Source organism: Bradyrhizobium sp. JR3.5 (genome assembly GCF_054057015.1).
Genome location: NZ_JBSRYV010000002.1, coordinates 2989002 through 3014019, shown reverse-complemented (window position 1 = coordinate 3014019; position 25018 = coordinate 2989002). Strand labels below are relative to the sequence as shown.

15 protein-coding genes and 4 pseudogenes are annotated in these 25018 nt (G+C 65.0%); 12 read left to right on the top strand and 7 right to left on the bottom strand.

Translation table 11 applies throughout. The annotated features are described in order from the left end of the window. Positions 1–15: 15 nt before the first annotated feature. From sdhC to ACVWW1_RS31345, 4 genes and pseudogenes are all read left to right on the top strand, one after another. Positions 16–414, top strand: a complete 399-nt coding sequence (gene sdhC, locus ACVWW1_RS31360) for a succinate dehydrogenase, cytochrome b556 subunit (protein ID WP_092121389.1) — start codon at positions 16–18, stop codon at positions 412–414. 14 nt (positions 415–428) lie between these two features. Beyond that, positions 429–804 (top strand): annotated as a pseudogene (sdhD, locus tag ACVWW1_RS31355) (succinate dehydrogenase, hydrophobic membrane anchor protein). Positions 805–807: 3 nt separating this feature from the next. Beyond that, the gene (sdhA, locus tag ACVWW1_RS31350; RefSeq protein ID WP_456658540.1) at positions 808–2652 is read left to right on the top strand and encodes a succinate dehydrogenase flavoprotein subunit; all 1845 of its coding nucleotides are present in this window, start codon (positions 808–810) and stop codon (positions 2650–2652) included. 18 nt (positions 2653–2670) lie between these two features. After that, positions 2671–3456, top strand: coding sequence for a succinate dehydrogenase iron-sulfur subunit (locus tag ACVWW1_RS31345; protein WP_176534408.1), 786 nt, complete (start codon positions 2671–2673; stop codon positions 3454–3456). 407 nt (positions 3457–3863) lie between these two features. On the opposite strand, the gene ACVWW1_RS31340 is transcribed toward ACVWW1_RS31345, so the two are convergent. The 3 genes from ACVWW1_RS31340 to ACVWW1_RS31330 all read right to left on the bottom strand — a co-directional run bounded on the left by ACVWW1_RS31340 (position 3864) and on the right by ACVWW1_RS31330 (position 7585). Then, positions 3864–4880, bottom strand: coding sequence for an HAD family hydrolase (locus ACVWW1_RS31340; protein WP_456660718.1), 1017 nt, complete (start codon positions 4878–4880; stop codon positions 3864–3866). Positions 4881–4948: 68 nt separating this feature from the next. Next, positions 4949–6550 carry an arylsulfatase gene (locus tag ACVWW1_RS31335; RefSeq protein WP_456660717.1) on the bottom strand — a complete coding sequence of 534 codons (1602 nt, stop codon included), beginning with the start codon at positions 6548–6550 and terminating at the stop codon, positions 4949–4951. A 111-nt stretch (positions 6551–6661) separates the two neighbouring features. Then, entirely contained in the window at positions 6662–7585 is a 924-nt protein-coding gene (locus ACVWW1_RS31330; RefSeq protein WP_456660716.1) for a formylglycine-generating enzyme family protein, read from the bottom strand. 505 nt (positions 7586–8090) lie between these two features. Here ACVWW1_RS31330 and ACVWW1_RS31325 point away from each other — a divergent pair. Beyond that, a complete protein-coding gene (locus ACVWW1_RS31325) occupies positions 8091–9098 on the top strand; it encodes a SphA family protein (protein ID WP_456658539.1) in 1008 nt (335 codons plus the stop codon). 38 nt (positions 9099–9136) lie between these two features. Next, positions 9137–10159, top strand: a complete 1023-nt coding sequence (locus ACVWW1_RS31320; protein WP_456658538.1) for a helix-turn-helix domain-containing protein — start codon at positions 9137–9139, stop codon at positions 10157–10159. A gap of 42 nt (positions 10160–10201) precedes the next feature. Here ACVWW1_RS31320 and ACVWW1_RS31315 read toward each other — a convergent pair. The 3 genes and pseudogenes from ACVWW1_RS31315 to ACVWW1_RS31305 form a co-directional block, all read right to left on the bottom strand. Next, positions 10202–12953: pseudogene (locus tag ACVWW1_RS31315) on the bottom strand (bifunctional acetate--CoA ligase family protein/GNAT family N-acetyltransferase). Positions 12954–13066: 113 nt separating this feature from the next. Then, positions 13067–14942, bottom strand: a pseudogene (gene feoB, locus ACVWW1_RS31310) (ferrous iron transporter B). After that, positions 14939–15226, bottom strand: a complete 288-nt coding sequence (locus tag ACVWW1_RS31305; protein WP_456658537.1) for a FeoA family protein — start codon at positions 15224–15226, stop codon at positions 14939–14941. The pseudogene feoB and the gene ACVWW1_RS31305 overlap by 4 nt, the downstream one beginning before the upstream one ends. A gap of 366 nt (positions 15227–15592) precedes the next feature. Here ACVWW1_RS31305 and ACVWW1_RS31300 point away from each other — a divergent pair, with 366 nt between their 5' ends. The 6 genes and pseudogenes from ACVWW1_RS31300 (at position 15593) to ACVWW1_RS31275 (ending at position 24430) form a co-directional block, all read left to right on the top strand. Further along, complete coding sequence (locus ACVWW1_RS31300) at positions 15593–17737, top strand: ATP-binding protein (protein ID WP_456658536.1); 2145 nt, start codon at positions 15593–15595, stop codon at positions 17735–17737. A 236-nt stretch (positions 17738–17973) separates the two neighbouring features. Next, positions 17974–20022, top strand: coding sequence for an ABC transporter ATP-binding protein/permease (locus ACVWW1_RS31295; protein ID WP_456658535.1), 2049 nt, complete (start codon positions 17974–17976; stop codon positions 20020–20022). A gap of 30 nt (positions 20023–20052) precedes the next feature. Continuing rightward, positions 20053–20911 (top strand): annotated as a pseudogene (locus ACVWW1_RS31290) (FkbM family methyltransferase). A gap of 200 nt (positions 20912–21111) precedes the next feature. After that, positions 21112–21498 (top strand): VOC family protein, encoded by a 387-nt coding sequence (locus tag ACVWW1_RS31285; protein WP_456658534.1) that lies wholly within the window; start codon positions 21112–21114, stop codon positions 21496–21498. Between the two features lie 130 nt (positions 21499–21628). Then, positions 21629–21862: a hypothetical protein gene (locus ACVWW1_RS31280; RefSeq protein WP_224924749.1), complete on the top strand. Its 234-nt coding sequence runs from the start codon at positions 21629–21631 to the stop codon at positions 21860–21862. A gap of 234 nt (positions 21863–22096) precedes the next feature. Beyond that, positions 22097–24430, top strand: a complete 2334-nt coding sequence (locus ACVWW1_RS31275; protein WP_456658533.1) for an OmpA family protein — start codon at positions 22097–22099, stop codon at positions 24428–24430. A 187-nt stretch (positions 24431–24617) separates the two neighbouring features. Here ACVWW1_RS31275 and ACVWW1_RS31270 read toward each other — a convergent pair whose 3' ends face one another. Next, the gene (locus ACVWW1_RS31270; RefSeq protein WP_176534417.1) at positions 24618–24983 is read right to left on the bottom strand and encodes a nuclear transport factor 2 family protein; all 366 of its coding nucleotides are present in this window, start codon (positions 24981–24983) and stop codon (positions 24618–24620) included. Positions 24984–25018: the final 35 nt, after the last annotated feature.

Sequence of the window (25018 nt, the reverse complement as noted above, 5' to 3'; positions counted from 1 at the left end):
ACATAAAGCCCGCCGATGACCGCCAGGATCGAACGACCGCTTTCACCCCATTTGCAGACCTACCGGTGGACGCTGACGATGGCGCTGTCCATCGTCCACCGCGCCACAGGTGTGGCGCTCTATTTCGGCACCCTGCTGCTCGCCTGGTGGCTGATCGCAGCCGCCTCCGGTCCGACCGCCTATGCCAACGTCCAGGCCTTCACCGGCAGCGCGATCGGCAAGCTGATCGTGTTCGGCTACACGTGGGCGCTGATGCACCATCTGTGCAGTGGCATCCGGCATTTCGTCTGGGACCTCGGCTACGGCTTCAAGGCCAATGAGCGCGAAGCCCTGACCTGGGGCGCGCTGGTCGCCGGCATCGTGCTGACCGTACTGGTCTGGATCATTGCCTACGCGGTTGGAGGTGGACGATGAGCGGCCCCTCTTCGATGCGCACGCCGCTGGAGCGCGTCCGCGGCCTCGGCTCCGCCCACACCGGCACGGGCGATTTCTGGCGTCAGCGCCTCACCGCGGTTGCGATGACGCTCCTGATCGTTCCCGTGATCGTCGTAGTGATCATGCTGATCGGCCGCAATCATGCCGGCGCGGCACAGATCCTCGGCTCGATCCCCGATCGCCATCATCCTGCTGCTCTTCATCGTCGCCAGCACCTGGCACATGAAGATCGGCATGCAGGTCGTGTTCGAGGACTACATCCATAACGAGAAGCTGAAGATCGCCTGCGTGATGGCGAACAACTTCTTCTGCGTCGCGGTCGCATTGGCCTCGATCTACGCAATCCTCAAATTGTCGTCGGGAGTATAACCCATGGCCGGTGAAGGAAACGGCAAGGCCACCAACGGCAGTGGCCCGGCTACCAATGGCAAGGCCTATCCGATCCAGGACCACACCTACGACGTCGTCGTGGTCGGCGCCGGCGGCGCGGGCCTGCGCGCCGTGGTCGGCTGCTCGGAAGCGGGCCTGCGCACCGCCTGCATCACCAAGGTGTTCCCGACCCGCTCGCACACCGTTGCGGCGCAGGGCGGCATCTCGGCCTCGCTCGGCAACATGCATCCCGATGACTGGCGCTGGCACATGTACGACACCGTGAAGGGGTCGGACTGGCTCGGCGACCAGGACGCGATCGAATACATGGTGCGCAACGCGCCCGACGCGGTCTACGAGCTCGAGCATTGGGGCGTGCCGTTCTCGCGCACCGAGGACGGCAAGATCTATCAGCGCCCGTTCGGCGGCATGACCCTGGACTACGGCAAGGGCCAGGCGCAGCGCACCTGCGCCGCCGCCGACCGCACCGGCCACGCCATGCTGCACACGATGTATGGCCAGTCGCTGCGCCACGCGGCCGAGTTCTTCATCGAATTCTTCGCCATCGACCTGATCATGGACGACCAGGGCGTCTGCCGCGGCGTGATCGCGCTCAAGCTCGACGACGGCACGCTGCATCGCTTCCGCGCCCAGACCACGATCCTGGCGACCGGCGGCTATGGCCGCGCCTATGCGTCCTGTACGTCTGCACACACTTGCACCGGCGACGGCGGCGGCATGGTGCTGCGCGCCGGGCTGCCGCTGCAGGACATGGAGTTCGTCCAGTTCCATCCGACCGGCATCTACGGCTCGGGCTGTCTCGTCACCGAAGGCGCCCGCGGCGAAGGCGGCTATCTCGTCAACTCCGAGGGCGAGCGCTTCATGGAGCGCTACGCGCCATCGGCCAAGGACCTCGCCTCGCGCGACGTCGTCTCGCGTGCGATGACGATCGAAATCCGCGAGGGCCGCGGCGTCGGCAAGAAGAAGGATCACATCTTCCTGCACCTCGATCACCTCGACCCAAAGGTGCTGCATGAGCGGCTGCCGGGCATCTCCGAATCGGCGAAGATTTTCGCCAATGTCGACGTCACCCGCGAGCCGATCCCGATCGTGCCGACCGTGCACTACAACATGGGCGGCATTGCCACCAACTATCACGCCGAGGTGCTGACCAAGCGCAACGGCGACGACAATTCGGTGGTGCCGGGCCTGATGGCGATCGGCGAAGCCGCCTGCGTCTCGGTGCATGGCGCCAACCGCCTCGGCTCCAACTCGCTGATCGACCTCGTGGTGTTCGGCCGCGCCGCCGCCGCGCTGCGCCTTGCCGACAAGCTGACGGCGAACGCCAAGCAGCCGGAGCTGCCGAAGGATTCGGCCGACCGCGCACTCGGCCGGCTCGATCACTTCCGCTACGCCTCCGGCGGCACGCCGACCGCGAAGCTGCGCGACAGCATGCAGCATGTGATGCAGAACAATTGCGCGGTGTTCCGCACCGGCGACGTGCTGCAGGAAGGCCAGAACCTGATCCACAAGGTCTATGGCGGCGTCGGCGACATTTCGGTCTCCGACCGCTCGCTTGTGTGGAATTCCGACCTGATCGAGACGCTGGAATTCGACAATCTGATCGTGCAGGCGGTCGTGACGATGGATTCGGCGGCCAACCGCACCGAAAGCCGCGGCGCGCATGCGCGCGAAGACTTCTCGGCGCGCGACGACAAGAACTGGATGAAGCACACGCTGACCTGGATCGATCCGGCCGGCAAGACCGCGATCGATTATCGTCCCGTCCACGACTACACGATGACCAATGATGTGCAGTACATCCCGCCGAAGGCGCGGGTCTACTGAGAACGAAGGCGAGCAAGCATGGTTGAATTCGCACTTCCGAAGAACTCGAAGATTTCCGGCGGCAAGACCTGGCCGAAGCCGGCCGGTGCCACCGAGACGCGCGAATTCCGGGTGTATCGCTGGAACCCGGACGACGGCAAGAATCCGAGCGTCGACACCTACTACGTCGACACCCATGATTGCGGTCCGATGGTGCTGGACGGCCTGATCTGGATCAAGAACCACATCGATCCGACGCTGACCTTCCGCCGCTCCTGCCGCGAAGGCGTCTGCGGCTCCTGCGCGATGAACATCGACGGCCAGAACACGCTGGCCTGCACCAAGTCGATGCACGACGTGAGCGCCGGCGGCGCAGTGAAGGTCAACCCGCTGCCGCACCAGCCGGTGGTCAAGGACCTCGTGCCCGACCTCACCAATTTCTACGCCCAGTATGCCTCGATCGAGCCGTGGCTGAAGACCACGACGCCGACGCCGCAGAAGGAGTGGAGGCAGAGCCACGAGGACCGCGAGAAGCTCGACGGTCTCTACGAGTGCATCCTGTGCGCCTGTTGCTCGACCTCCTGCCCGAGCTACTGGTGGAACAGCGAGCGCTTCCTCGGTCCCGCCGCGCTGCTGCAGGCGACGCGCTGGGTCACCGATTCCCGCGATGAAGCGACCGGCGAGCGGCTCGACAATCTCGAAGATCCGTTCCGCCTCTATCGCTGCCACACCATCATGAACTGCGCCAAGGCGTGCCCGAAGGGCCTCAATCCCTCGGAAGCGATTGCCGAGCTCAAGTTCAAGATGGTCGAACGCCAGATCTGATCCGACGCAGCCGCGGCTGGCGCCGCCGCTGTCGTCCTTTACCTAAAGCGCGATGAGATTAGGTTTAATCGTCATCGCGCATTAGCTCTTTGTTTGAGCATGATCTTTTCGGAAAGCCGCTTCGCACTTTTCCGGATCATGCTTCAGCCAATAAAGGTCCCGGTTCGCTCGTGACCCTCGATTGCTCTTGGGGCCCCGGCATCTGGCGACAACTGCATTTTGCTGGCTGGAGCAAGGGGGAGTTCGACTGCCGCGGGCTGGCAGACTTGACGTCGTTCTTCCAAATCCACCGACCGATCGCGCTCTTCCACCTATCTCGACATGAGCATTTTGCGGGTGGTCGATAGACAGCAGCGTGTCATCAGAACGGTCTAGGCGAAAAAATCGAGATCGGACAGGCTCGTATCCTACTTTTCGTCGGCAAATATCTCCTTCCAGTCCTGCTTCATATCAACCACGGCCCAGCCCTTCGCGACGGCCTCGTCCAACGCCTTGTCGAGTCTTCCGACCTTCGACTGTCTGTCGTAGGCGTATTCGCGCTCCGCGTCGGTGTGATGAACGATACCGGCAAAGCGCGCGCCTGCGCCTGCGGTCGTCCACTGCAGCATCTGCAGGTCGCCGTCGGAGTTTCCGAATGCGAAGATGGGACGGCGGCCGATGAAGCGGTTGATGCCGACTGGCTTGCCCGGCCCGTCATCGACGAATTCGAGTTTTGGTGTCTTAAGCAGTGACGGCTTGCCGCTGGCGTCCATCTGAAACGTGACGACCCCGGACGAGCCGACCACCTGTTCGGGCGGAATGCCGTAGACCTTCTCCATCCAGGGGCGCATGAACTCGACGCCGCCCCCCGAGACGACGAAGGTTTTGAAACCGTTGGCACGAAGGTAGGCCAGCAGTTCCAGCATCGGCTGGTAGACGAGCTGCGTATAGAGGCGGTTAAAGCGTGGATGGCGGGCGGTCGCGATCCATTTCATGACCGCCTTCGAAAATTCATCTGCCGTCATGCCGCTATGCGTAGCGGCCAGGATTTGCAGCAGACCCTTTTCGCCGGAGGCGGCCAGCGCCTTCATGTCCTTGCCGAGGATCGCCTTGAACGGCTGCGTCGTTTTCCACTCCGGATGCCGCGGCGCCATCGTCTTGATGCGATCGAACGCGAAGGCGGTCTGGAAATAGGCCGGCTGTTCGCACCATAGCGTGCCGTCGTTGTCGAAGGTCGCGATGCGCTGCTCGACGGGCACGAAGTCGGAGCCGCCCGGCGTGGCAACGCGCGAGACGAAATCGGTGATGGATCTCTTGACTGTGCTGTCATTCCAGGACGGCAGCGGATCGGTTTGCGCGAATGCGTACTGTGTAGCGAAAAGACCCCCGACGAGCCAGATGGTGAAAAGTGCTCGCCACGCCACGACAGGGAGGAATGACAACATTGAACCGCCTCGCAGACGACTGCCGAGCGGCACGAATGCCGCCCGACGCCGAATCCTGTAGTTCTGCCCTAATTGCCGCCGCGCACTTTTGCCGCAGCCGCCATCACGCGTTTCATCATTGCATTCACATCGACGTCGATTGGTGTCTGGCGCTGCGGGAATTCCTTGAACGTGGCCAGATGCTGTTCGACGAGCGCCGCGATCGGCAGCACGGTCCAAAGCTTGTTGACCGCATAGTTGGGGTAGGCCGGCGCCTGCATGTGCTGCTCAAAGGGATCGGCACGCAGATTGACCGGTTGCGGCACTGTCGGCGCGGCGGAGTGTCCCGCGAACCAATCGTCCTTTGTCTCGAAGTGAACCTTCCAGTTCTTGTAACGGATCGCGTAGAGCGCTGTTTCACCGTAGTACACGAATTGCTCGCGCGCGGATTCCTTGGCTTCCCCCGTCAGATAAGGCAACTGGTTGAAACCATCGAGATGCACCTTGAAGGTCTTGTCGCCGGCGGCGTAGCCCACCTTGCATTTTGCGACGACATCGGGCTCGCCGGCGACTGCGAGCACCGTTGGAAGCACGTCTTCGTGCGAAGTGATCCCATTGACGATCCGGCCGGGCTGGATTTTGCCGGGCCAGCGGATCAGGAAGGGCACCCTAAAGCCGCCCTCCCATCCAAGGCCCTTCTCGCCGCGGAAGGGCGAAGTGCCTCCGTCGGGCCAAGTGAACTTTTCCGCACCATTGTCAGTCGTGAAGATAACAAGCGTGTTGTCGGCAATGCCGAGATCGTCCAGCTTTTTCAGGAGCCCACCGACGACGTAATCGAGTTCCTGCATGCCGTCGGAATAGAGCCCGAGGCCGGTTTTGCCTTCCCATCGCTTGGATAAGCGTGTCCAGACATGCATCCGGGTGGTGTTGTGCCAGAGAAAGAACGGCTTCCCGGCCTTGCTGGCGCGGTCCATGAAGTCCGACGAACGCGCGAGAAGGTCATCCTCGATGGTCGTCATGCGTTCCCGGGTGAGAGGTCCAGTATCCTTGATAGTCTGCTTTCCGACCTTGCCGAAGCGCCTGTCTTCGGTGGGATCGTCTTTGTCCGTCGCCTTGCATTCGAGAACGCCGCGAGGCCCGAACGTCTCCTTGAACTTCTCATTGCCCTTCGGATAATCGTCCTGCTCGGGCTCCTCCTCAGCGTTGAGGTGATAGAGGTTGCCGTAGAATTCGTCGAAGCCGTGCACCGTCGGCAGGTATTCGTTGCGGTCACCAAGGTGGTTCTTGCCAGTCTGGCAAGTCATGTAACCCAACGGCTTGAGCAGATCGGCGATGGTGGGATCCTCGGCCTGCAGTCCCTCCTTGGCACCGGGCATGCCGACGGTGGTCAGACCGGTTCGCATCGGAATTTGTCCGGTGATGAACGCCGCACGCCCGGCGGTGCAACTTGCCTGGCCGTAATGATCGGTGTGTAGCGCACCTTCCGCAGCGATGCGGTCGATATTCGGTGTCGGGCCGCCCATCATGCCGCGATTATAAGCACCGACGTCGAACCAACCTATGTCATCGGCCATGATCAACAAAATGTTGGGTTTGCGTCCGGAGGGAGCAGCCACCGCGGCTTTTTGCGCCTGCGCGAGCGCTCCGGATGTCAGCGTCGCCGCAGCTACGAGAGTCGACGTTCCCAGCAGGAGATTTCGGCGGTTGAGAGAACTATCGTCGGATTTGGCGGCTTCGCGCGCGTCCTTGGTCTTTCACTTCGCTGGACATTCGACACTCCATTCTTCAAGAGAAATCACAGATCATCGCGCGCTCGGGTTCCTGATCACGCACCTGAATCCAAGATGGCTGGTTGACGTGTCGACGGCCTCAGCATGCCGCGCCGCCGGCCGGTAGCGGCGGCAATAATTCGGCGCGCATAGATGCGAGCCGCCCTTGATAACCTTGCGCGGAATGCGGATGTTGGGCTGCTGCGGATCGTAACTGCCATCTTCGCGGCCGCCGCGCGGGTTCTCGGGAATGCAGCACGCCTTCTGTGCATCGGCCTCGTGCTTCGGCGTGTACCAGTCGGAGGTCCACTCCCAGACATTGCCGATCATGTCGTGCACGCCATAACCGTTCGGCGGAAACGCGGTTACCGGCGAGGTGCGCTCGTAGCCATCTATGCCCAGATTCTGTCGCGGGAATTCGCCCTGCCAGGTATTGGCCATGTGCATGCCATTAGGCGTGAATTCATCACCCCAGGCGAACTCGCAACCGTCCAGACCGCCGCGCGCGGCGAACTCCCATTCGGCTTCGGTCGGGAGGTCCTTCCCCGTCCATTGTGCGTAGGCCAGCGCATCGGAGAGCGACACGTGGACGACCGGGTGGTCGTCATGCATTTTGATGTTACTCATCGGCCCATAGGGATGGCGCCAATCGGCGCCTTTCATGAAGTCCCACCACTGACTCCATTCTCGCAAATTTGTCAGGCGCGGCGGCGGCGAGAATACCAGCGAGCCGGCATACAGCATTTGTGGCAGCGCGCCGGGGTAATCTTCCGGGTCGGGCGCAATCTCGGCGAACGTCCGGTGACCGGTGGCCCTGACGAACTCCTCGAACTGACGGTTGGTCACCGGCGTGCGGTCGATCCAGAATCCGTCCACCGTCACGCGATGCGACGGCGCCTCCTCTGGGTAATGAACGTCGGAACCCATGCGGAACGTGCCGCCAGGAATCCGGACCATGTCCCCGTTCGGGCTATCCTCCGCTGGCCGATCGTTTCGCTCAATGTTGGTGGGCAGCAACGTCAACGCAAACGCTCCAGACGATCGTGGTTACGGGCCTTGCTTGAGCCAGCGTGTTTTCAAGACAAACTGTATCTCCAGCGCCCCTCCGCATTTCACCCTCAAGTTGAACTATGGCTCGATGGGTCAGATGCCCTTCCCTATCTTCTGGTGCCATGTGGAATTGAAGCCTAGCGGAAGACCGCGCTGATGTGATGTCCGATTTGTGCCAAGCTTCTGGTCGCGCATTTTCCTACTGAAGAATTTATGCGTGGCGATCGTTATCATTCGATTTCAGCGCATCCACATTTGTTCGACAATTCAAATCAAACAGCGTGATAGCTATAGCATCCGATTCTTCATTCGCTCAGAGATTGAGCGGTTGTTTTCACGTCGGAATGTCGCATAAAATGCCAAGACTGTGATTTGAAATCATGCGTTTCGCTTTTGGGACAAAGGGAGGCAAATGCGACATCATCTCACTGCCGCACTTGTCGTCGGCGCGCTGTTTTGCCTGAACGATGCACCGACGAAAGCGGCTGAAGGCGGCATCGGCGCCTATCTCTTGGGGTCGCGCTCGAACGGCGCGGGCATTACGCCACCTCCCGGCGTCTACTTCAACGACGACACCTACTTCTACGACGCGAAACTCGGCGGCGGGAAATCCCTGCCGTTCGGCGGTTTGCTGGTCGCCAACGTTTCGACGCAGACCTGGCTCAATCTTCCCACGACATTATGGGTCACGCCGGCAAAAATCCTCGGCGGCGACCTCGCATTCTCGCTGACGTCATCGGTGGGCGAGCCGCGCGTTAACGCCAGCCTGCTGATCAATTCGCCGCGTCTTGGCCCGATCGGCGCCAACGTCACCAACGATAACACTGCTCTCAGCGACTTCTTCGTGCAGTCCTTTCTCGGATGGCAGGCGGGCAACTTTCACTGGCAACTCGGAATCGGCGGCGTGATTCCGTCGGGCACCTATGTCGCGGGACAGCTTTCGAACGCTTCGCTCAACCGCCCCGCGGTCGATCTGTTCGGCACACTGACATGGCTTGACCCCGCGGTGGGCTGGGACTTGTCTGCGGCTGCGGGGTTCACCTTTAACCAGACCAACACCGCGACCGACTACAAGACAGGCGACGAATTCCACCTGGAATGGGCTGCGACGAAATATCTCACGAAGGAATTCACCATCGGCTTCGTCGGGTACTACTATCAACAGCTCACGCCCGATAGCGGCACCGGTGCGATCCTCGGCGCATTCGAGGGCCGAGTGGTCGCGCTTGGCGGCGCCATTGGCTATACGTTCGAAGCCGGTAAACTGCCGATCTCGACTCGGCTGAAGGTCTATCGTGAGTTTGACGCCGTCAATCACCTGGAGGGCACTGTGGGCTTCTTCACGGTATCGATGCCACTGGCGATCGACTCCGCGGTCATGACCGAAGCTGCAGGAAAGAGCATCAAAGCCAAGTTCTAGAGTTGAGGCTTGGCGCGCGCCGGCGCCGTCACGGCACCATGAAACGAGGCAAATCGATGGGACAATCGACGCCAATCCAGGTGCGCAGTCTCGGAAGTTTCGAGGAACTCAAGAGTGCGGTCCGCGGATCGCAGAGAGAGATCGTGCAGATCGACCGTGGCCGCATGCGCGGTCAACTCACGCACCTTTCGATCGGCGACTTGCCCGTGGACCTGGGCACCTTCTCGGTCGGCATGCGGTCGACGGGAATTCTGAGCCGGGATCGAATAGCCATCGGCATGCTGACCGGATCCGCCGGACGGGTGACGCAATGGTTACACCATGTCCATATCGGCGACGTCATGGTGACGCCCCCAGGCCACGAACATGATGGCAGGTATGACGGTAGCGCGTCATTTGCCGTTATCTCCTTCGCACCCTCCGATATCTCTTCACTGTTCGGAAGCGAGCCGCGGCTGGCGGACATGAATACCTGGAAGAAAGCTCGTTTTTGCGCGGCGCCTCATGCCGGGGCCCAGTTCATTGCCCTTTTGCACGAAATCGTCGCACGTCTGCGAGATAATGATGGGAAACTCGGCGCCGCCGCCGTCGAATTCTGGAAGCGATCGATCGTCGAAACCATGACGGCGCCAATCCGGCTGAACGACCCCGCCGAATCGGACCGCCCTCTTTCGTCGGCGCACAAAATTGTCAGGAAGGTCGAAGATTATCTCGATCAGACCGGTGCGGTGCCGGTGCATATTTCCGAGATCTGCAGTAAGCTTAATGTCTCGCGGCGCACACTGCATCGCGCCTTCCAGGATGCGCTCGGCATTGGCCCCGTCGCGTATCTTCAACGTCTGCGATTATGTGAGGTTCATTCTGCTCTTTGCAGGAATGATCCAGCCACCACAACGATCGCGGACATCGCCCTTCAGCACGGTTTCCTGAATTTGGGAAGATTTTCTGGTTACTACCGGTCGCTGTTCGGCGAGTATCCATCCGAAACGTTCGGCCAGAGGTTTGCCACGAACAATAGGCTTGCAGATAGTCCAAAGGCCTCCAGGCAATCCCCAGCCTGAAAGAGCGTTGGTAAGAGCCTTATCGTTCGAATACAGCTGTCCTCAGCGGCCAGCCGCCGCGGGCCGGATCAGGATATCGGCGCCGACCGCATCGATCGTGGATCGATCGAGGTCGAGCACGACATCGACGATGCTGTGATCCTCCGGATCCATCGTGACGGTGAAGCCGAGATCGCGGCACATCCCGATCATGGTGGTGTTCTCAGTCAGCACCTGGCCGGACAGACGCTTCAATCCCTCCGACCGCGCATAGTGGATCAGGAGCTGCATCAGCGCCCAGCCAAGCCCTTTGCCCTTGAGATCGGACTGCAGCAGGATCGCGTATTCGGCGTTCTGGTACAGCGAGTCCGAGTGCAGCCGGACCGCCCCCATCATCTCGCCGGTGCCCGGATCGAGCGCTACGAAGGCCATCGCGCGCGCATAGTCGAGCTGGGTGAGGCGCGCGATGAAGGCGTGCGAGAATTCCTTCATCGCGTGGAAGAAGCGCAGCCTGAGGTCTTCGGCGGTGACGCGCTTGAAGAACTCGGCGACCATCGGCTCGTCCTCTGGCCGCATCGGGCGCACCGTGACGCGCGAGCCGTCGCGTAGCGCAAGCTCGCCCTCCCATTGCGACGGATAGGGCCTGACCGCCAGTCTGGTTTGACCGGCGAACAGCCGCGCCGGCTTGCGGATCGCCACCCGCGCATCGGGCGCGAGCACACCGGTCTCGTCCGCCAGCATCGGATTGATATCGAGCTCGGCGACCTCGGGAATGTCGGCCGCCATCTGCGCCAGCTTGACCAGGGTGAGCGGCACCAGTTCGGCCGGGACGGCCGGCACATCGCCATAGCCGCCGAGCAGCCGCGAGACGCGCGTCCGCCCGACCAGCTCATGGGCGAGATTCATGTCGAGCGGCGGCAGCGCCACCGCCTTGTCGTTGATCACCTCGACCGCAGGGCCGCCGCGGCCGAATACGATCACCGGGCCGAAGGTCGGATCGTCGGCGATGCCGAGGATCAGTTCGCGCGCCGCACGCCGCACGATCATCGGCTGGATCGTCACACCTTGCAGCGTCGCATCCGGCCGCGCGCTTCGGGCGCGTTCGAGCACCGTCCTTGCCGCTTCGACGACGCTGTCCTTGGTGCGCAGGTCGAGGATCACGCCGCCGACTTCGGACGCGTGCCTGATGTCGCGCGAGAACACCCGGACCACGATCGCGTGCCCCCCGGCGAGGAACGGCAGCGCCTTCTCGGCGGCGTCCTCGGCGCTGTCAGCGACGACCGTCGTCACGATCGGAATGCGATAGGCCTCGAACAGGGCGACGATCTCGGCGGGATCGAGCCAGGCGCGCCCTTCCGACAACGCCTTCACAACCACATGCCGCGCCGCGGCCGTCTCCGGCGTGAACACCGATGCGACGCCCGGCGGGGTCGCGGCGAGCGCCGTGGAGGCCTCGCGATAGCGCACCAGATACATGAAGGCGCGGACTGCGTCGTCCTCGGTCGGGAAGTGTGGAATGCGGGCCGCCTCGAAGATCGCGCCGGTGCGCTCGTCGGCGCCGACCCATGCTGCAAGCACCAATGCGGCGACCGCACTTCGTTTGGTCCTGCGGTCACGCACGCACTGCGCCACCGCCTCGGCAATGCCCTCCGCCGGCGCCACCGCGGTTTCCACGTTCGCGACCAGGACCGCATCGTTGTTCGCGTCATCGAGCAGCGCGTTGAGCGCGACCACGTAACGGGCGGCATCGGCATCGCCTGCGATGTCGACGGGATTGGCTGACGACCAGCCCTGCGGCAGTAACTCGTCGAGCCGCGCGATGGTCTGCGGCGTCAGCGTCGCGGGAATGCCGCCGAGCTCGGCCAGCCGATCGGTGGCGAGGATGCCGAGCCCGCCGCCATTGGTCAGGATCGCAAGCCGGTTGCCGCGCGGCACGAAGCCGCGGCCGAGCAGCTCGGCGCAGTCAAACAGCTGGGCGAAGATCGTAGACGCGCAGCATGCCGGCGCGCCGGAAGGCGGCGTCATAGACCGCATCGGAGCCGGCCAGCGCGCCGGTGTGGGTCGCGGCGGCCTTTGCCCCCTCCGCCATCCGCCCCGACTTGACGACGACGACCGGCTTCATGCGCGCCGCGGCGCGCGCCGCCGACATGAACTTGCGCGCATCCTTGACCGCTTCGAGGTAGATCAGGATCGCGCTGGTATGATCGTCGAGCGCGAAATAATCCAAGAGGTCGACGACGTCGACGTCGAGCTGGTCGCCGATCGAAGCGATGCCCGAGAAGCCGAGCCGCCGCTCAGCCGCCCACTCGATCATCGCCGACGCGACCGCGCCGGACTGCGAGATCAGCGCGACATGGCCATCCGACGGCTGATGGGAGGCGAAGCTCGCATTGAGTTTCGCGCGCGGCACCATGACGCCGAGGCAATTCGGCCCGACCAGGCGCATGCCGTGCCGCCGCGCCGTCTGCTCCACGATCTCCGCGCGCGAGCCTGTGCCATGGCCGAGACCGGCCGACAGGATCGCGGCGCCGGCAACGCCGGCGAGCCCGGCCTCTGCCACGATCTCCGGGATCGCGGCGGCCGGTGCGCTGATGACGACGAGGTCCGGAACGAACGGGAGTGACTTCAGGTCCGGAACAGTGGACTGGCCATCAACGTCCGCATAGTACCGGTTGACGATGCCCAGTCTGCCGGCGAAGCCGCTCGCCTTGAGGTTTCGCAGCACCGCCGCGCCGAGCGACGACGGCCTGGGGCTGCCGCCGACAATAGCGATGCTTCGAGGCGAAAATACCCGCTCCAGGCCGAACGTCGACATTGCGTGGTCTCGCAGGAAACCCGTGGATGCGCGGGAGGCGCCCCCGAACGAACTCTACTTCGTCGCCCGCCCGGTTGCACCCATTGCCGCCGCGACAGAACGCGACGGCCCGGCTAGTGCAGCCCCAGCGCCTGCGCCAAATTGAAGGTCAGGAAGCTCGCGACATAGGCCAGCGCGAGCATGTACAGGAACGTCACCACCATCCACTTCGCGCCGCCGGTCTCGCGGCGGATCACCGCGAGCGTCGAGGCGCATTGCGGGGCGAAGATGTACCAGACCAGCATCGACAGCGCGGTCGCCAGCGACCATTTCTGCGCCAGCACCTGGCCGATCTGCTCGGCCGCCTCCTTGCCGCCCTCGATCGAATAGACCGTACCGAGCGCCGCGACCGCGACCTCGCGTGCCGCCATGCCCGGGATCAGCGCCACCGCGATCTGCCAGTTGAAGCCGATCGGCCGCAGCAGCGGCTCGAGCGCGTGGCCGATCATCGCCGCAAAGCTGTAGTTGATCGCCGGCCCCTCGGCGCCGGCCGGCGCGGTCGGGAACGAGGCCAGGAACCAGATCAGCACCATCATCGAGAGGATCGTGGTGCCGGCGCGATACAGGAACATCTTCGCGCGATTGAGCACGCCGATCGCGATGCTGCGCAGCCGCGGCACCTTGTAGTCCGGGCAATTCCAGCATGAACGGCGCCGGCGCATGGTCACGCCACAGGAAGAACTTTGCGATCGCCGAGACCGTCAGCGCGCTGGTGATGCCGGCGGCATAGAGACCGAACATCACGAGCCCCTGCAGATTGACGAAGCCCCACAGCGAGGTCGCCGGAACGAAGGCCGAGATGATCAGCGTATAGACCGGAATCCGCGCCGAGCAGGTCATCAGCGGCGCGATCAGGATCGTGGTCAGGCGGTCGCGGCGATTGTCGATCACCCGCGTCGCCATGATGCCAGGGATGGCGCAGGCAAAACTCGACAGCAGCGGAATGAAGGCGCGGCCATGCAGCCCGGCGCCGCCCATGATGCGGTCCATCAGGAATGCGGCGCGCGCCATGTAGCCGAAATCTTCCAGCAGCAGGATGAACAGGAAGATGATGATGATCTGCGGCAGGAACACGATGACGCTGCCGACGCCCGAGATCAGGCCGTTCTGCAGGAAGCTCTGCAACAGGCTCCAGCTTTCCGGCAGCAAATCGTGGATCAGCTGCCCAAGCGCGGAGAAGCCGTCCGACAGCAATTCCATCGCCGGCTGCGCCCAGGTGAACACCGCCTGGAACATCACGAACAGGATCACGGCCAGGATCACGAGACCCCAGACCGGATGCAGCACGACGGAATCGATCCGGTTGGTCAGCGTGTCGGGTTTGGTCGGCAGCGTTACGGCCGCCGCGATGATGCGGTCCGCCTCGCGCTGCGCCGCCTTGAGGTCGGCAATCGTTGGCGTCGCCCACGCGCTGGCCGCCGCCTCATGCGACCGCGCCAGGAATTCGTCGGTCCGCTTCAAGAGCTCGTCGACACCGCCCTTGCGGACCGCGACCGAGGTCACGATCGGCAGGCCGAGTTCCTGCGACATGCGATCGAGATCGATCGTGACGCCGCGCCGCCTCGCGATATCGATCATGTTGAGCACCAGCATCATCGGCCGGCCGACGCGCTTCAGTTCGAGCACCAGCCGCAAGGTGAGCCGCAGATTGGTGGCGTCCGCGACGCAGAGCACGAGATCGGGCACCGCCTCGCCGTCGAAGCGGCCGAGCACGATGTCGCGGGTGATTTCCTCGTCCGGGCTGCGGCCGCGCAGCGAATAGGTGCCGGGCAGATCGAGCACCGTCACGCTGCGGCCCTCCGGCGTGACGAAGCCGCCGGATTTGCGTTCGACGGTGACGCCGGGATAATTGGCGACCTTCTGGCTGCTGCCGGTCAACCGGTTGAACAGCGACGTCTTCCCGGTGTTCGGCGCGCCGACCAGCGCCAGGCGCAGGGATGCAGTTGTCATTGGACGATCACGGCCATGGCTTCGCTCCGGCGCAGCGCGATCGTGATGTTGTCGACGCGCACCGCGATCGGATCCCGCCGGATCGTGCCTTCATGCAGGATTTCCACGCGCGCGCCCTCGACAAATCCCATCTCCACCAGGCGCTGCTCGAGCTCCTGCGGAGAGAGCGATGAACCCGTCACGAGCGCATCGAGCCTGATGATTTTTCCGACAAAACCGCGATCCGCATGTCCGAGCCGGATGTCCCGTACGTTATCCTGGGAGGAGTTTGGATCGCCTGTCATGCGGCCTGTGTTTCAGCAGGTAGTCACAGGGTCAAGCATTTGCCCGCGGGTGGTTTTAGAACTCCTAAAAACAGCGCCCGCGAGCGTCATCCCGGCCGATTTTCCGCTTGACTGCCGCGCCCTCGCTAACGAGGTCGTGATCCCTCCGGGCGGCATCCGCCCGGCAGACACGATTGGGTCGGCCGCGCGGTCGGCATTGCCCCTCCGCGGCGGGCCCGCGCGCGGACCGGCTGCCGGCCGATCGCTCTGGACGCCCTTTCGCTGCCTGCGGGCGGCGGATCGCCATCCGCACGGCCATCCCGGGCGGGGTTTCGCTTCCTCCGGCGCGACGGTTTGCGTTAAGGTTCGCAAGAAGCCGGAGCGCCCGTGCCGACCGCACACCGCAATTCGCTGAGACTGCTGCAATGGATGATGGCCGCCTCGCTGGCCCTTCCGCTGGCGCTGTTCTTGTTTGCTTCCGCGATGTCCCGGATCTCGACCAGCGAGGCCGCCGACCAGGAAATCCAGCGCACGCTTGACGTCGCCCATGAGCACGCGCTCAAGGTGTTCGAGACCATCGACCGCAGCCTGGCCGAGATCACCGAGGTCGTCCGCGGCATGAGCGATGCCGATATCGCCGCGCGCGAGAAGAGCCTGCACGAGCGGTTGCGCCGGGTCGCCGACACGCTCCCCCAGGTAAAATCGATCTGGGTGTTCGATGCCAACGGCCATGCGCTGGTCAACAGCCTGGTGCAACCGGCCCCCGACATCGATTTCTCGGATCGGGATTACTTCCGCATCCACATGGAGCGCGACATCGGCACCTATATCGGCGAGGTGCTGACGCCGCGCGCACCCTATCAGGGATCGCGGTTCTTCAGCGTCGGCCGCCGCCGCAACAACGAGGACGGCAGCTTTGGCGGCGTGATCCAGGCCTCTGTGCTTCCGGAATATTTCGAGAATTTCTACGCCAAGATCGGGCGCGAGCCCGGCAGATTCCTGGCGCTGATCCGGACCGATGGCTCGATCCTGGCGCATTTCCCTGTCATCGACCACGACGCCAGGTTCGAGCCGAGCGGGCCGCTGGGGCGACAGGTCGTCGCCAATCCCGAGACCGGCGGCATGACGATCCGTTCCCCGGCTGACGGTATCGAACGGCGCATGCGCTATCAGCGGCTGGCCGAATACCCGATCTATGTCAGCGCCGGGCTCGAAACCTCGGCGATCCAGGCGCGCTGGATCTCGACCATGGCGCAGCACCTGATCTTCGGCATACCGGCCACCGCGCTGCTGTTCGGCCTGCTCGCGCTCGCCTTCCGGCGAACCCAGCGCCTGCAGGAGGAGGCCGACCGGCGCATCGAGGCCGAGGACGCGTTGCGGCATGGCCAGCGGCTGGAGGCACTCGGGCAACTCACCGGCGGCGTCGCGCATGACTTCAACAATCTGCTCACCGTGATCCGCGCGTCGGTCGACATGTTGCGGCGGCCGGACCTGCCGGAGCCGCGGCGGCAGCGCTACATCGATGCGATCTCCAACACCGTGAACCGTGCCGCCAAGCTGACCAACCAGCTGCTTGCATTCGCGCGCCGGCAAACCCTGAAGCCCGAGGTGTTCGACGTCTGCCAGAATGTCCGCACCCTGAGCGAGATGATCACCACCCTGATCGGCTCCCGCATCGAGATCACGGCGCAGGTGCCGGACGAAACCTGCCTCGTCAACGCCGATGCGGGCCAGTTCGAGACCGCCATCATCAATATGGCGGTGAATGCGCGCGACGCGATGGACGGCGTCGGCCGGCTCACGATCGCGGTCCGCGCCGTAAACAAGCTGCCGTCCGAGGCAATCACGCCGCCGAGCCCGCACGGCCATGTCGCGGTGTCGGTGGCCGATACCGGCGTCGGAATTCCGCCGGAGCTGTTCGGCCGCATCTTCGAGCCGTTCTACACCACCAAGGAGGTCGGACACGGCACCGGCCTTGGCCTGTCGCAGGTGTTCGGCTTCGCCAAGCAATCCGGCGGCGAGGTCACCGTGACCAGCGAAGTCGGCAAGGGCTCGACGTTCACGCTGTATCTCCCGCGTGTCGTCGGCAGACACAACGTACAATCGCCGCTCACGGAGGATGCACCTTCGGTCGATCCGACCAGTGCGTCGGTCCTCATCGTTGAGGACAATGCCGAGGTCGGAAAGTTCGCCGCCGACACGCTGACCCAGCTCGGCTGCACCTGCGTGCTGGTCGAGAACGCCACCCACGCGCTGGAGGAGCTGGCCGTCGACCCCGGCAGGTTCGACCTGGTGTTCACCGATGTCGTGATGCCCGGCATGAGCGGCATCGAGCTTGCGGAGGAGATCCGCCGGCAGCGGCTCGATCTGCCGATCGTGCTTGCCTCCGGCTACAGCCAGGTGCTGTCGCAGCAGGGCAGCGGCGGCTTCGAGCTGCTGCAGAAGCCGTACTCCGCCGAGCAGCTGGCGCGGGTGCTGCACAAGGCCACCCGCTCGCGCCGGCTGAAGCGGGACCAGGCGCCGGCGTCGTGACGATGGACGGCAGGTTCTCGATTCCGTTGCCTCGCCACCGGTGTCGTCACCCGCGCATGCGGGTGATCCAGTATTCCAGAGACGCCGAGTCCAATCTGATAGGCCGCGGCGTACTGGGTCGCCCGGTCAAGCCGGGCGATGACCGCGTGGAGGAGGAGCAGCTTCGCATCCTCGCGACATGATTTGATCGCGGGCACGGCGAGGAACCGTTTGATTTGCCTTGGCGTTGTCGTGGCATGAGCAAAGCTGCGGCAACATCCGAAGCTTCGAGCAAGCAATCTTCCGCCAAGGCATCTTCGCCTCGGGCGGCGGGCGCGAAGCAAGCCGGCCTCGAAGATACCGACGCCGCGCAGACCGAAGACGACAAGTCTGAATTTGTCGAGGTCACCGCGGAAGACGGCGACCATGTCGAACCGCCGCCACCGGAAATTCTCGAGCCCGATCCCGAATTGTCGCCCGAAGAGGCCGAGCAGGCGCGCAAGGACTATTTGCTGACGCGGTTCTGGATCACCGCGCACGGCTACTGGGGACGCAACGGCGACCGGCTGGCGTGGCTGTTCACGATCGGCCTGCTGCTGTTGATTGTCGCCAATGTCGCCGTCCAGTACGGCATCAATGTCTGGAATCGCGCGATCTTCGATGCGATCGAAAAGCGCGATTCGGCGAGTGTCTTTCACCTGACTGCCATCTTCTTTCCGCTCGCGATCGGCAGCGTGCTGCTCGGCGTCGCCCAGGTATTCGGTCGCATGGGCATCCAGCGGCGCTGGCGCGCCTGGCTGACCAACGCCGTCGTCTCGCGCTGGCTGGCGAGCGGCCGCTACTACCAGCTCAACCTCGTCGACGGTGACCACAAGAACCCGGAATACCGCATCGCCGAGGACCTGCGGATCGCGACCGACTCGCCGGTCGACTTCATCGCCGGCGTGACGTCGGCGCTGCTGTCTGCCGTCACGTTCATTGTCGTGCTCTGGACGATCGGCGGCGCGCTGACGCTGACGCTCGGCGGCTCCTCCGTCAGCATCCCGGGTTTCCTTGTCATCGCCGCGATCATCTATGCCGCGATCGCGTCCGGCTCGATCATGGCGATCGGTCGTCGCTTCGCGCAGATTTCCGAGGACAAGAACCAGGCGGAGGCGGAATTCCGCTATGTCCTGACCCGCGTGCGCGAGAACGGCGAAAGCATCGCACTGCTCGGCGGCGAGACCGAGGAGCGCGACGGCATCGACAGGACATTCTCGAATGTGCTGCGGCAATGGGCGCGGCTCGCCGGACAGCACATGCGCACGACGCTGGTGTCGCAGGGATCGAATCTCATTGCGCCGGTGGTGCCCTTGCTGCTGTGCGCACCAAAATTCCTCGAGGGCAGCATGACGCTCGGCCAGGTGATGCAGGCAGCCTCCGCCTTCACCATCGTGCAGACCGCGTTCGGCTGGCTGGTCGACAATTATCCGAGGCTCGCCGACTGGAACGCATGCGCACGCCGCATCGCGTCGCTGATGATGTCGCTCGACGGGCTCGAACGCGCCGAGACCGGCGACGGCTTCGGCCGCATCAAGCGCGGCGAGACCAGCGGTGAAGCCATGCTGAGCCTCAACGACCTCTCCGTCACGCTCGACGACGGTACCGCCGTGGTCGGCGAAACCGAGGTCGTGATCGAGCCGGGGGAACGGTTGCTGGTCGCCGGCGAATCCGGGACCGGCAAGAGCACGCTGGTCCGCGCCATTGCCGGCTTGTGGCCCTGGGGCGGAGGCAGTGTCAGCCTGCATGCGGACCGCCGCCTGTTCATGCTCCCGCAAAAGCCCTACGTACCCTCGGGCACGCTGCGGCGCGCGGCGGCCTATCCCGGCGCGGCAGAGGACTGGAGCCTCGAGCAGATCGGCGACGCCTTGCACAAGGTCGGCCTCGACCATCTCAAGGAGAAGATCGAGGAGGACGCGCCGTGGGACCAGACGCTGTCCGGCGGCGAAAAGCAGCGGCTCGCCTTTGCCCGCCTGCTGCTGCACAGCCCCGACATCGTCGTGCTCGACGAGGCGACTTCCGCGCTCGACGAAAAGAGCCAGGACAAGATGATGGAGATGGTGACGATGGAATTGCCGAAGGCGACCATCGTCAGCGTCGCCCATCGCGTCGAGCTCGAAGCATTCCATAGCCGCAAGATCGTGCTGGAGCGCCGCAAGGGCGGCGCCAGGCTGGTCAGCGACGTCGACCTGATCCCGCGCAAGGGCAAGCGAAGGCTGCTCGGAGGCTTCCTGCGGCAACGGCGAGCCGCAGCCAAAGCGGCATAACGGGCGTTGGCGCTCCCGTCAAAACCGGTTATGCATGCCGCGCTTTTGATGAGGCAATGCGTGATCCCGAGCAACGACATTTCGCCGGCCCCGTTCGGCGGCCCTGGCGCCCAATGCGGCGCAGGCTGCCATCATCCGGCTTGCGCATGGCAGCGGATTGAAGCGCGGCGCGTTCCGGCCCTGGCTGTCGCGGCTGGTCAATCTGTTCGGCTCGGGGCCGCTCGACGTGACCTATCAGGGTGCATCGTTCCGCTTCTATCATCAGGCGAGCGCGACCGAGCGCGGCGCGCTGTTCAATCCCGATTACAATCTGGAAGAGCTCGCCTTCCTGCGCCGGCATGTCGGCACTGGCGGCACCTTCGTCGATCTCGGCGCCAATGTCGGCACCTATGCGCTGGCGCTGGCGCGCGATGTCGGGCCCAATGGCAAGGTGATCGCGATCGAGCCGCATCCGATGACGCATGCGCGGCTCAAATTCAACACGCAGGCCTCCGGCTATCCGCAGGTGCGGCTGGTTGCGGCCGCCGCAGGTCCGACCGACGGCGAGCTGATGATCGAGACCGATGGCGACAATCTCGGCGCCAGCCACATCGTCACCGGCACGCCCACGGGCAAGGCGTTCAAGGTGCCATCGCTGCGGCTGCAACGCATCCTCGAGGAGGCCGGCGCGACCAGCGTCGATGCGCTGAAGATCGACGTCGAGGGTTTCGAGGACCGCGTGCTCACCGGCTTCTTCCGCGACGCGCCTGAGCAGCTGTGGCCCCGCGCGGTCGTGATCGAGCATCTGTCAAAGGACGAATGGACCGACGACTGCATTGCGGACATGCACGCGCGCGGTTACGTCGATCAGGGCCGGACGCGGAGCAACACGCTGCTTGTGCGGGAATGAGATGTAACCACGTCAGAGATCTGCTCCCTCTCCCGCTTGCGGGGAGGGTTGGGGTGGGGTGTCGCCGCGATGGGGCTAGTCATTATGCGGAGAGAGCCCCCACCAGGATTGCATCTTCGATGCAACCCGACCTCCCCCCGCAAGCGGGAGAGGTGCAACGAGTCTGAGGATGTAGTGTCGCACACACAGGGAAACTCGCAATGATCGATCATATCGGCTTTTCGGTCTCCGACTACGAACGCGCGAAGACGTTCTACCAGACGGCGCTGGCGCCGCTCGGTTATGGCCTGATCATGGAAGTGCCTGCTGAAGTCACTGGGCACGCGCCTGCGGCGGGCTTCGGCGCCGACGGCAAGCCGGATTTCTGGATCGGCGGCGAGGGCGCGATGAACAAGCCGGTGCATATCGCGATCACAGCCAAGGACCGCGCCGCCGTCGACGCCTTCTACAAGGCCGCGATGGCCGCCGGCGGCCGCGACAACGGCGCGCCCGGCATTCGCGCGCATTATCACCCGAACTACTACGGCGCGTTCGTGCTCGATCCCGACGGCCACAACATCGAGGCGGTCTGCCAAACGCCCGGATGAGGTGCTTCAAGGAACGGCGCGGCGCGCGATCCGTTATCGCTTCGAACTGCGATGGAGCGATCAATGCGCGCGACGCGACCTGACATCGGTGGACCTGACATCGGCAACTGCCGCACGGTCTCGACTCGTAATGCCGATCGAGCCTCCCGAGATTCCCCCGACGACGCCGGGCACGCCGAGTGAACCGCCGCCCGGAATTCCGCCCGGCAATCCGCAGCCGGAGGTTCCACCGCCGGTGCGCGAACCCGGCGAGCCGCCGCGACCGGACGAACTGCCCGGCAAGACCCCCGACGAATCACCGGTGCGCGGACCGCCCGGGCCGACTGGCCCGCCGCCTGCGACAGATCGACCCGCCGTCCCCTGATTCGCCATCGCGCCCTGGTTCCACGTCGACTGCGAGTGTGTCCGAGCGTTTCTTCTGAACACGCGGTGAACAAGCACACATGCAACCCGTTATAATGTCGAAATAAACTTCGCCGATGATTCGGCGCTCGCCACAATCCGGCCTAACGGCTGGCAATTCATCGTCCTGCCGAATTGTTCGGCTCTGACTTCCTTATCCTTCCTGCCCAGACTTTCCGCCGGGGACTCCAAGACCATGACAAAGCTTCGTCTCGTGCTGCTTGCCACGACTGCGCTGACGGTGATGCAATTCGCCACCTCAGCGTCGCACGCACAAACTTCGCCGCTGGTCGTTGCACAGGCGCAGCCAAAGGAAGAGCTCGGACCTGACGGAAAGCCGAAGCCACGGCCCGCGCCGGGCGCACCTGCGCATCCGGCACCGCCCGCCGCCGCACCGCATCCGCAAGCGCCGCCTCCAGCAGCCGCGCCGCATCCGGCTCCGCCGCCGGCCGCAGCGCCCGCGCGTCCAACCCCGCCACCTCCGCCACCGGCCGCTGCTCCGCCGCATCCGACGCCGCCGGCTCCGCCCGCGGCAGCACCTGCGCGCCCCGCTCCGCCTCCGCCGCCCGCGGCCGCTCCCGCACACCCTGCTCCGCCGACAGCTCCGGCACGGCCCGAACCACCCGCCGCGCGCCCGGCACCGCCTCCGCCGGCAGCCGCACCCGCACGGCCCGAGCCGCCTGCCGCGAAGCCGGCACCTGCACGGCCTGAGCCGCCTGCGGCGGCGCCCGCGAAGCCTGCGACGCCACCGCCACCGGCCGCCGCGCCCGCACATCCGACGCCGACCCCGCCGCCGCCTGCCGCAGCACCGCAACGCCCGGGCACACCGCCGGCCGGCGCAGGTCCCGCGCACACGCCGCCGACGCCCGCCCCGGGGGCCGCAGCACCGACAGCGCCGGGGACCGCAGCTCCCGCAGCACGCCCCGGCACGCCGCCCGCGGCCGCAACGCCAACACCCGCAACGCCGGGAGCCCCGACAACGGCACCGGCCGAGCGCCGGCCTGGCGATCGGCCGGGTGGTGAACGTCCGGCTGGTGAACGTCCTGGCGGCGCGAAGCAACCGCCGGGCACGCCGCCCGGCGCGACGTCGCCGGCAACGCCTACACCATCGACGACGACGACACCTCCTGCCGCAGGCGGCCAGCCGCCGGCACGGCCTGGCACCCCCGGCACCCCACCTGCCGCGACGCCTCCCGGGGCGACGCCGACACCACCGGCGCCGGGTCAGCAAGGACGTCCGGCCACACCGCCCGGAACGGCTCCGACCCCGGGAGCCGCAATGGGCGCCCCCGGCGCGACACCGGCTCCGGGTCAGCCGGGACGCCCGGGTACTCCGCCAGCTGCTGGTGCTGCGCCCGGCGTATCACCAGCCCAAGGAGCCGCCATGGGCGCGCCAGCGGCGCGGCCGGCCGGCCCCTCGGCGCCGGGTGTCGTCCCCGGCTCGGCGGCCGCAACGCCCCCGCCCGACAAGGCGCAATACGCCCCGCCGACGGTCTCGTCCGCGTTCCGGGCCGCGCCAACGGTCACGGCGCCGCTTCCGCCGCCTCCGCGACGTGACAACATCTCGCCGCTCGCGATCGGTGCCGCCGTCGGTGCGGGCGTAGTGGCCGGCGCGATCATCGGCGGGACCATCGCCGACCTGCACAACCAGCGGCAGGAAGTCGTCGAAGGAGGCCGCACCATCTACACCGAGCCGGACCGCATCATCATCCGCGATCCGGGCGGTCAGGCCTATGTGCGCGGCGACGACGTCTATCGCTTCCGCTATGGCGCGCGTGACATCCGCACCGAGACGATCGGCGGCGAGACCCGCACCGTCGTGGTTCGTCCCGACGGCAGCGAGATCATCACCGTGGTCGGTCCTGATGGCCAGATGCTGCGCCGGATCCGCAGGGATCCCGGTGGCCGCGAGCTCGTCATCATCGACAACAGCTATCGCGATCCGGGCGCGGTCGGCGGCTTCTATGTCGACCTGCCTCCGCCGGTGGTCCGCATCCCCTATGATCGCTACATCGTCGAGTCCGACAGTGCGGCGCCGGACGTGATCTACGACACCATGGAGGCGCCGCCAGTGGACCGGATCGCCCGACGCTATACGCTCGACGAGATCCGCTACAGCCCGAACGTCCGCATGCTGATGCCGTCGATCGACGTCAACAGCATCAACTTCGACTCCGGCTCGTGGCAGATTCCGCCGGATCAGGCGGCGAAGCTGCAGGCGATCGCCGACGGCCTCAACCGGGCCATCCAGCGCAATCCGCGCGAGGTGTTCCTGATCGAAGGCCACACGGATGCGACCGGCAACGACACCGACAATCTGTCGCTGTCCGACCGCCGTGCGCAATCCGCCGCTGAGCTGCTGACGCAGCAATTCGGCGTGCCGGCGGAAAACCTGACCTCGCAGGGCTACGGCTCGCAATACCTGAAGGAGCAGACCGACGGACCGAGCCGCATCAACCGGCGCGTCACCGTCCGCCGCATCACCCCGCTGCTCAACGGCGGCACCGCCTCCGCAGCGCCGCCGCGCTGAGCCGGCGCGACATTACGATACGAAATGGCCGGGAGCGATCCCGGCCATTTTTGTATGTGGCGCGACGCGAGGCCTCTTGCTTCACCTCGCCCCGCTTGCGGAGACTCCCCCTCACCCCAACCCTCTCCCCGTGAAGAACGGGACAAGGGAGCGCCGCGCCGATGTGGACGCGGACTGCTTTGTCCGATCACCGCGCCATCTGCTGCGGATCGTAGAAGAAGCGCTCCTCGACCAGCTCCTCGCCGCGCCAGGTCTGCCAGGCGACCTCCTCCATGCTGCGGACCTTGCCGTCCTTGCCGGTGAATTCGAACCGCCAGCAAATCGCCGAATGATCGCCGTCGAGGAGCAGCGGCCCGAGCCGCGTGGTCTTGACGCCGGAGACTGCCGCCAGCACCGCCGCTTCGCGCGCCGCCAGCGCCTCGCGGCCGACGCGCCATTCGCCGTCGTTTTCCTGGGTGCGGGCATCGGCCGAATAGAAGTTCCTGATTGCGCCGACATGATCGTTGGATTCGACCGTGTCAGCGAAGGCTTGCAACGTCTTGAGCGAGGGCATGAGCACTCTCCTTTTACCGACTGATGGTCGGTATT

Coding starts and splice junctions, on each gene's coding strand:
- sdhC (WP_092121389.1), top strand. CDS start 16: ATGACCGCCAGGATCGAACGACCGCTTTCACCCCATTTGCAGACCTAC.
- sdhA (WP_456658540.1), top strand. CDS start 808: ATGGCCGGTGAAGGAAACGGCAAGGCCACCAACGGCAGTGGCCCGGCT.
- ACVWW1_RS31345 (WP_176534408.1), top strand. CDS start 2,671: ATGGTTGAATTCGCACTTCCGAAGAACTCGAAGATTTCCGGCGGCAAG.
- ACVWW1_RS31340 (WP_456660718.1), bottom strand. CDS start 4,880: ATGTTGTCATTCCTCCCTGTCGTGGCGTGGCGAGCACTTTTCACCATC.
- ACVWW1_RS31330 (WP_456660716.1), bottom strand. CDS start 7,585: ATGGTCCGGATTCCTGGCGGCACGTTCCGCATGGGTTCCGACGTTCAT.
- ACVWW1_RS31325 (WP_456658539.1), top strand. CDS start 8,091: ATGCGACATCATCTCACTGCCGCACTTGTCGTCGGCGCGCTGTTTTGC.
- ACVWW1_RS31320 (WP_456658538.1), top strand. CDS start 9,137: ATGAAACGAGGCAAATCGATGGGACAATCGACGCCAATCCAGGTGCGC.
- ACVWW1_RS31305 (WP_456658537.1), bottom strand. CDS start 15,226: ATGACAGGCGATCCAAACTCCTCCCAGGATAACGTACGGGACATCCGG.
- ACVWW1_RS31295 (WP_456658535.1), top strand. CDS start 17,974: ATGAGCAAAGCTGCGGCAACATCCGAAGCTTCGAGCAAGCAATCTTCC.
- ACVWW1_RS31285 (WP_456658534.1), top strand. CDS start 21,112: ATGATCGATCATATCGGCTTTTCGGTCTCCGACTACGAACGCGCGAAG.
- ACVWW1_RS31280 (WP_224924749.1), top strand. CDS start 21,629: ATGCCGATCGAGCCTCCCGAGATTCCCCCGACGACGCCGGGCACGCCG.
- ACVWW1_RS31275 (WP_456658533.1), top strand. CDS start 22,097: ATGACAAAGCTTCGTCTCGTGCTGCTTGCCACGACTGCGCTGACGGTG.
- ACVWW1_RS31270 (WP_176534417.1), bottom strand. CDS start 24,983: ATGCCCTCGCTCAAGACGTTGCAAGCCTTCGCTGACACGGTCGAATCC.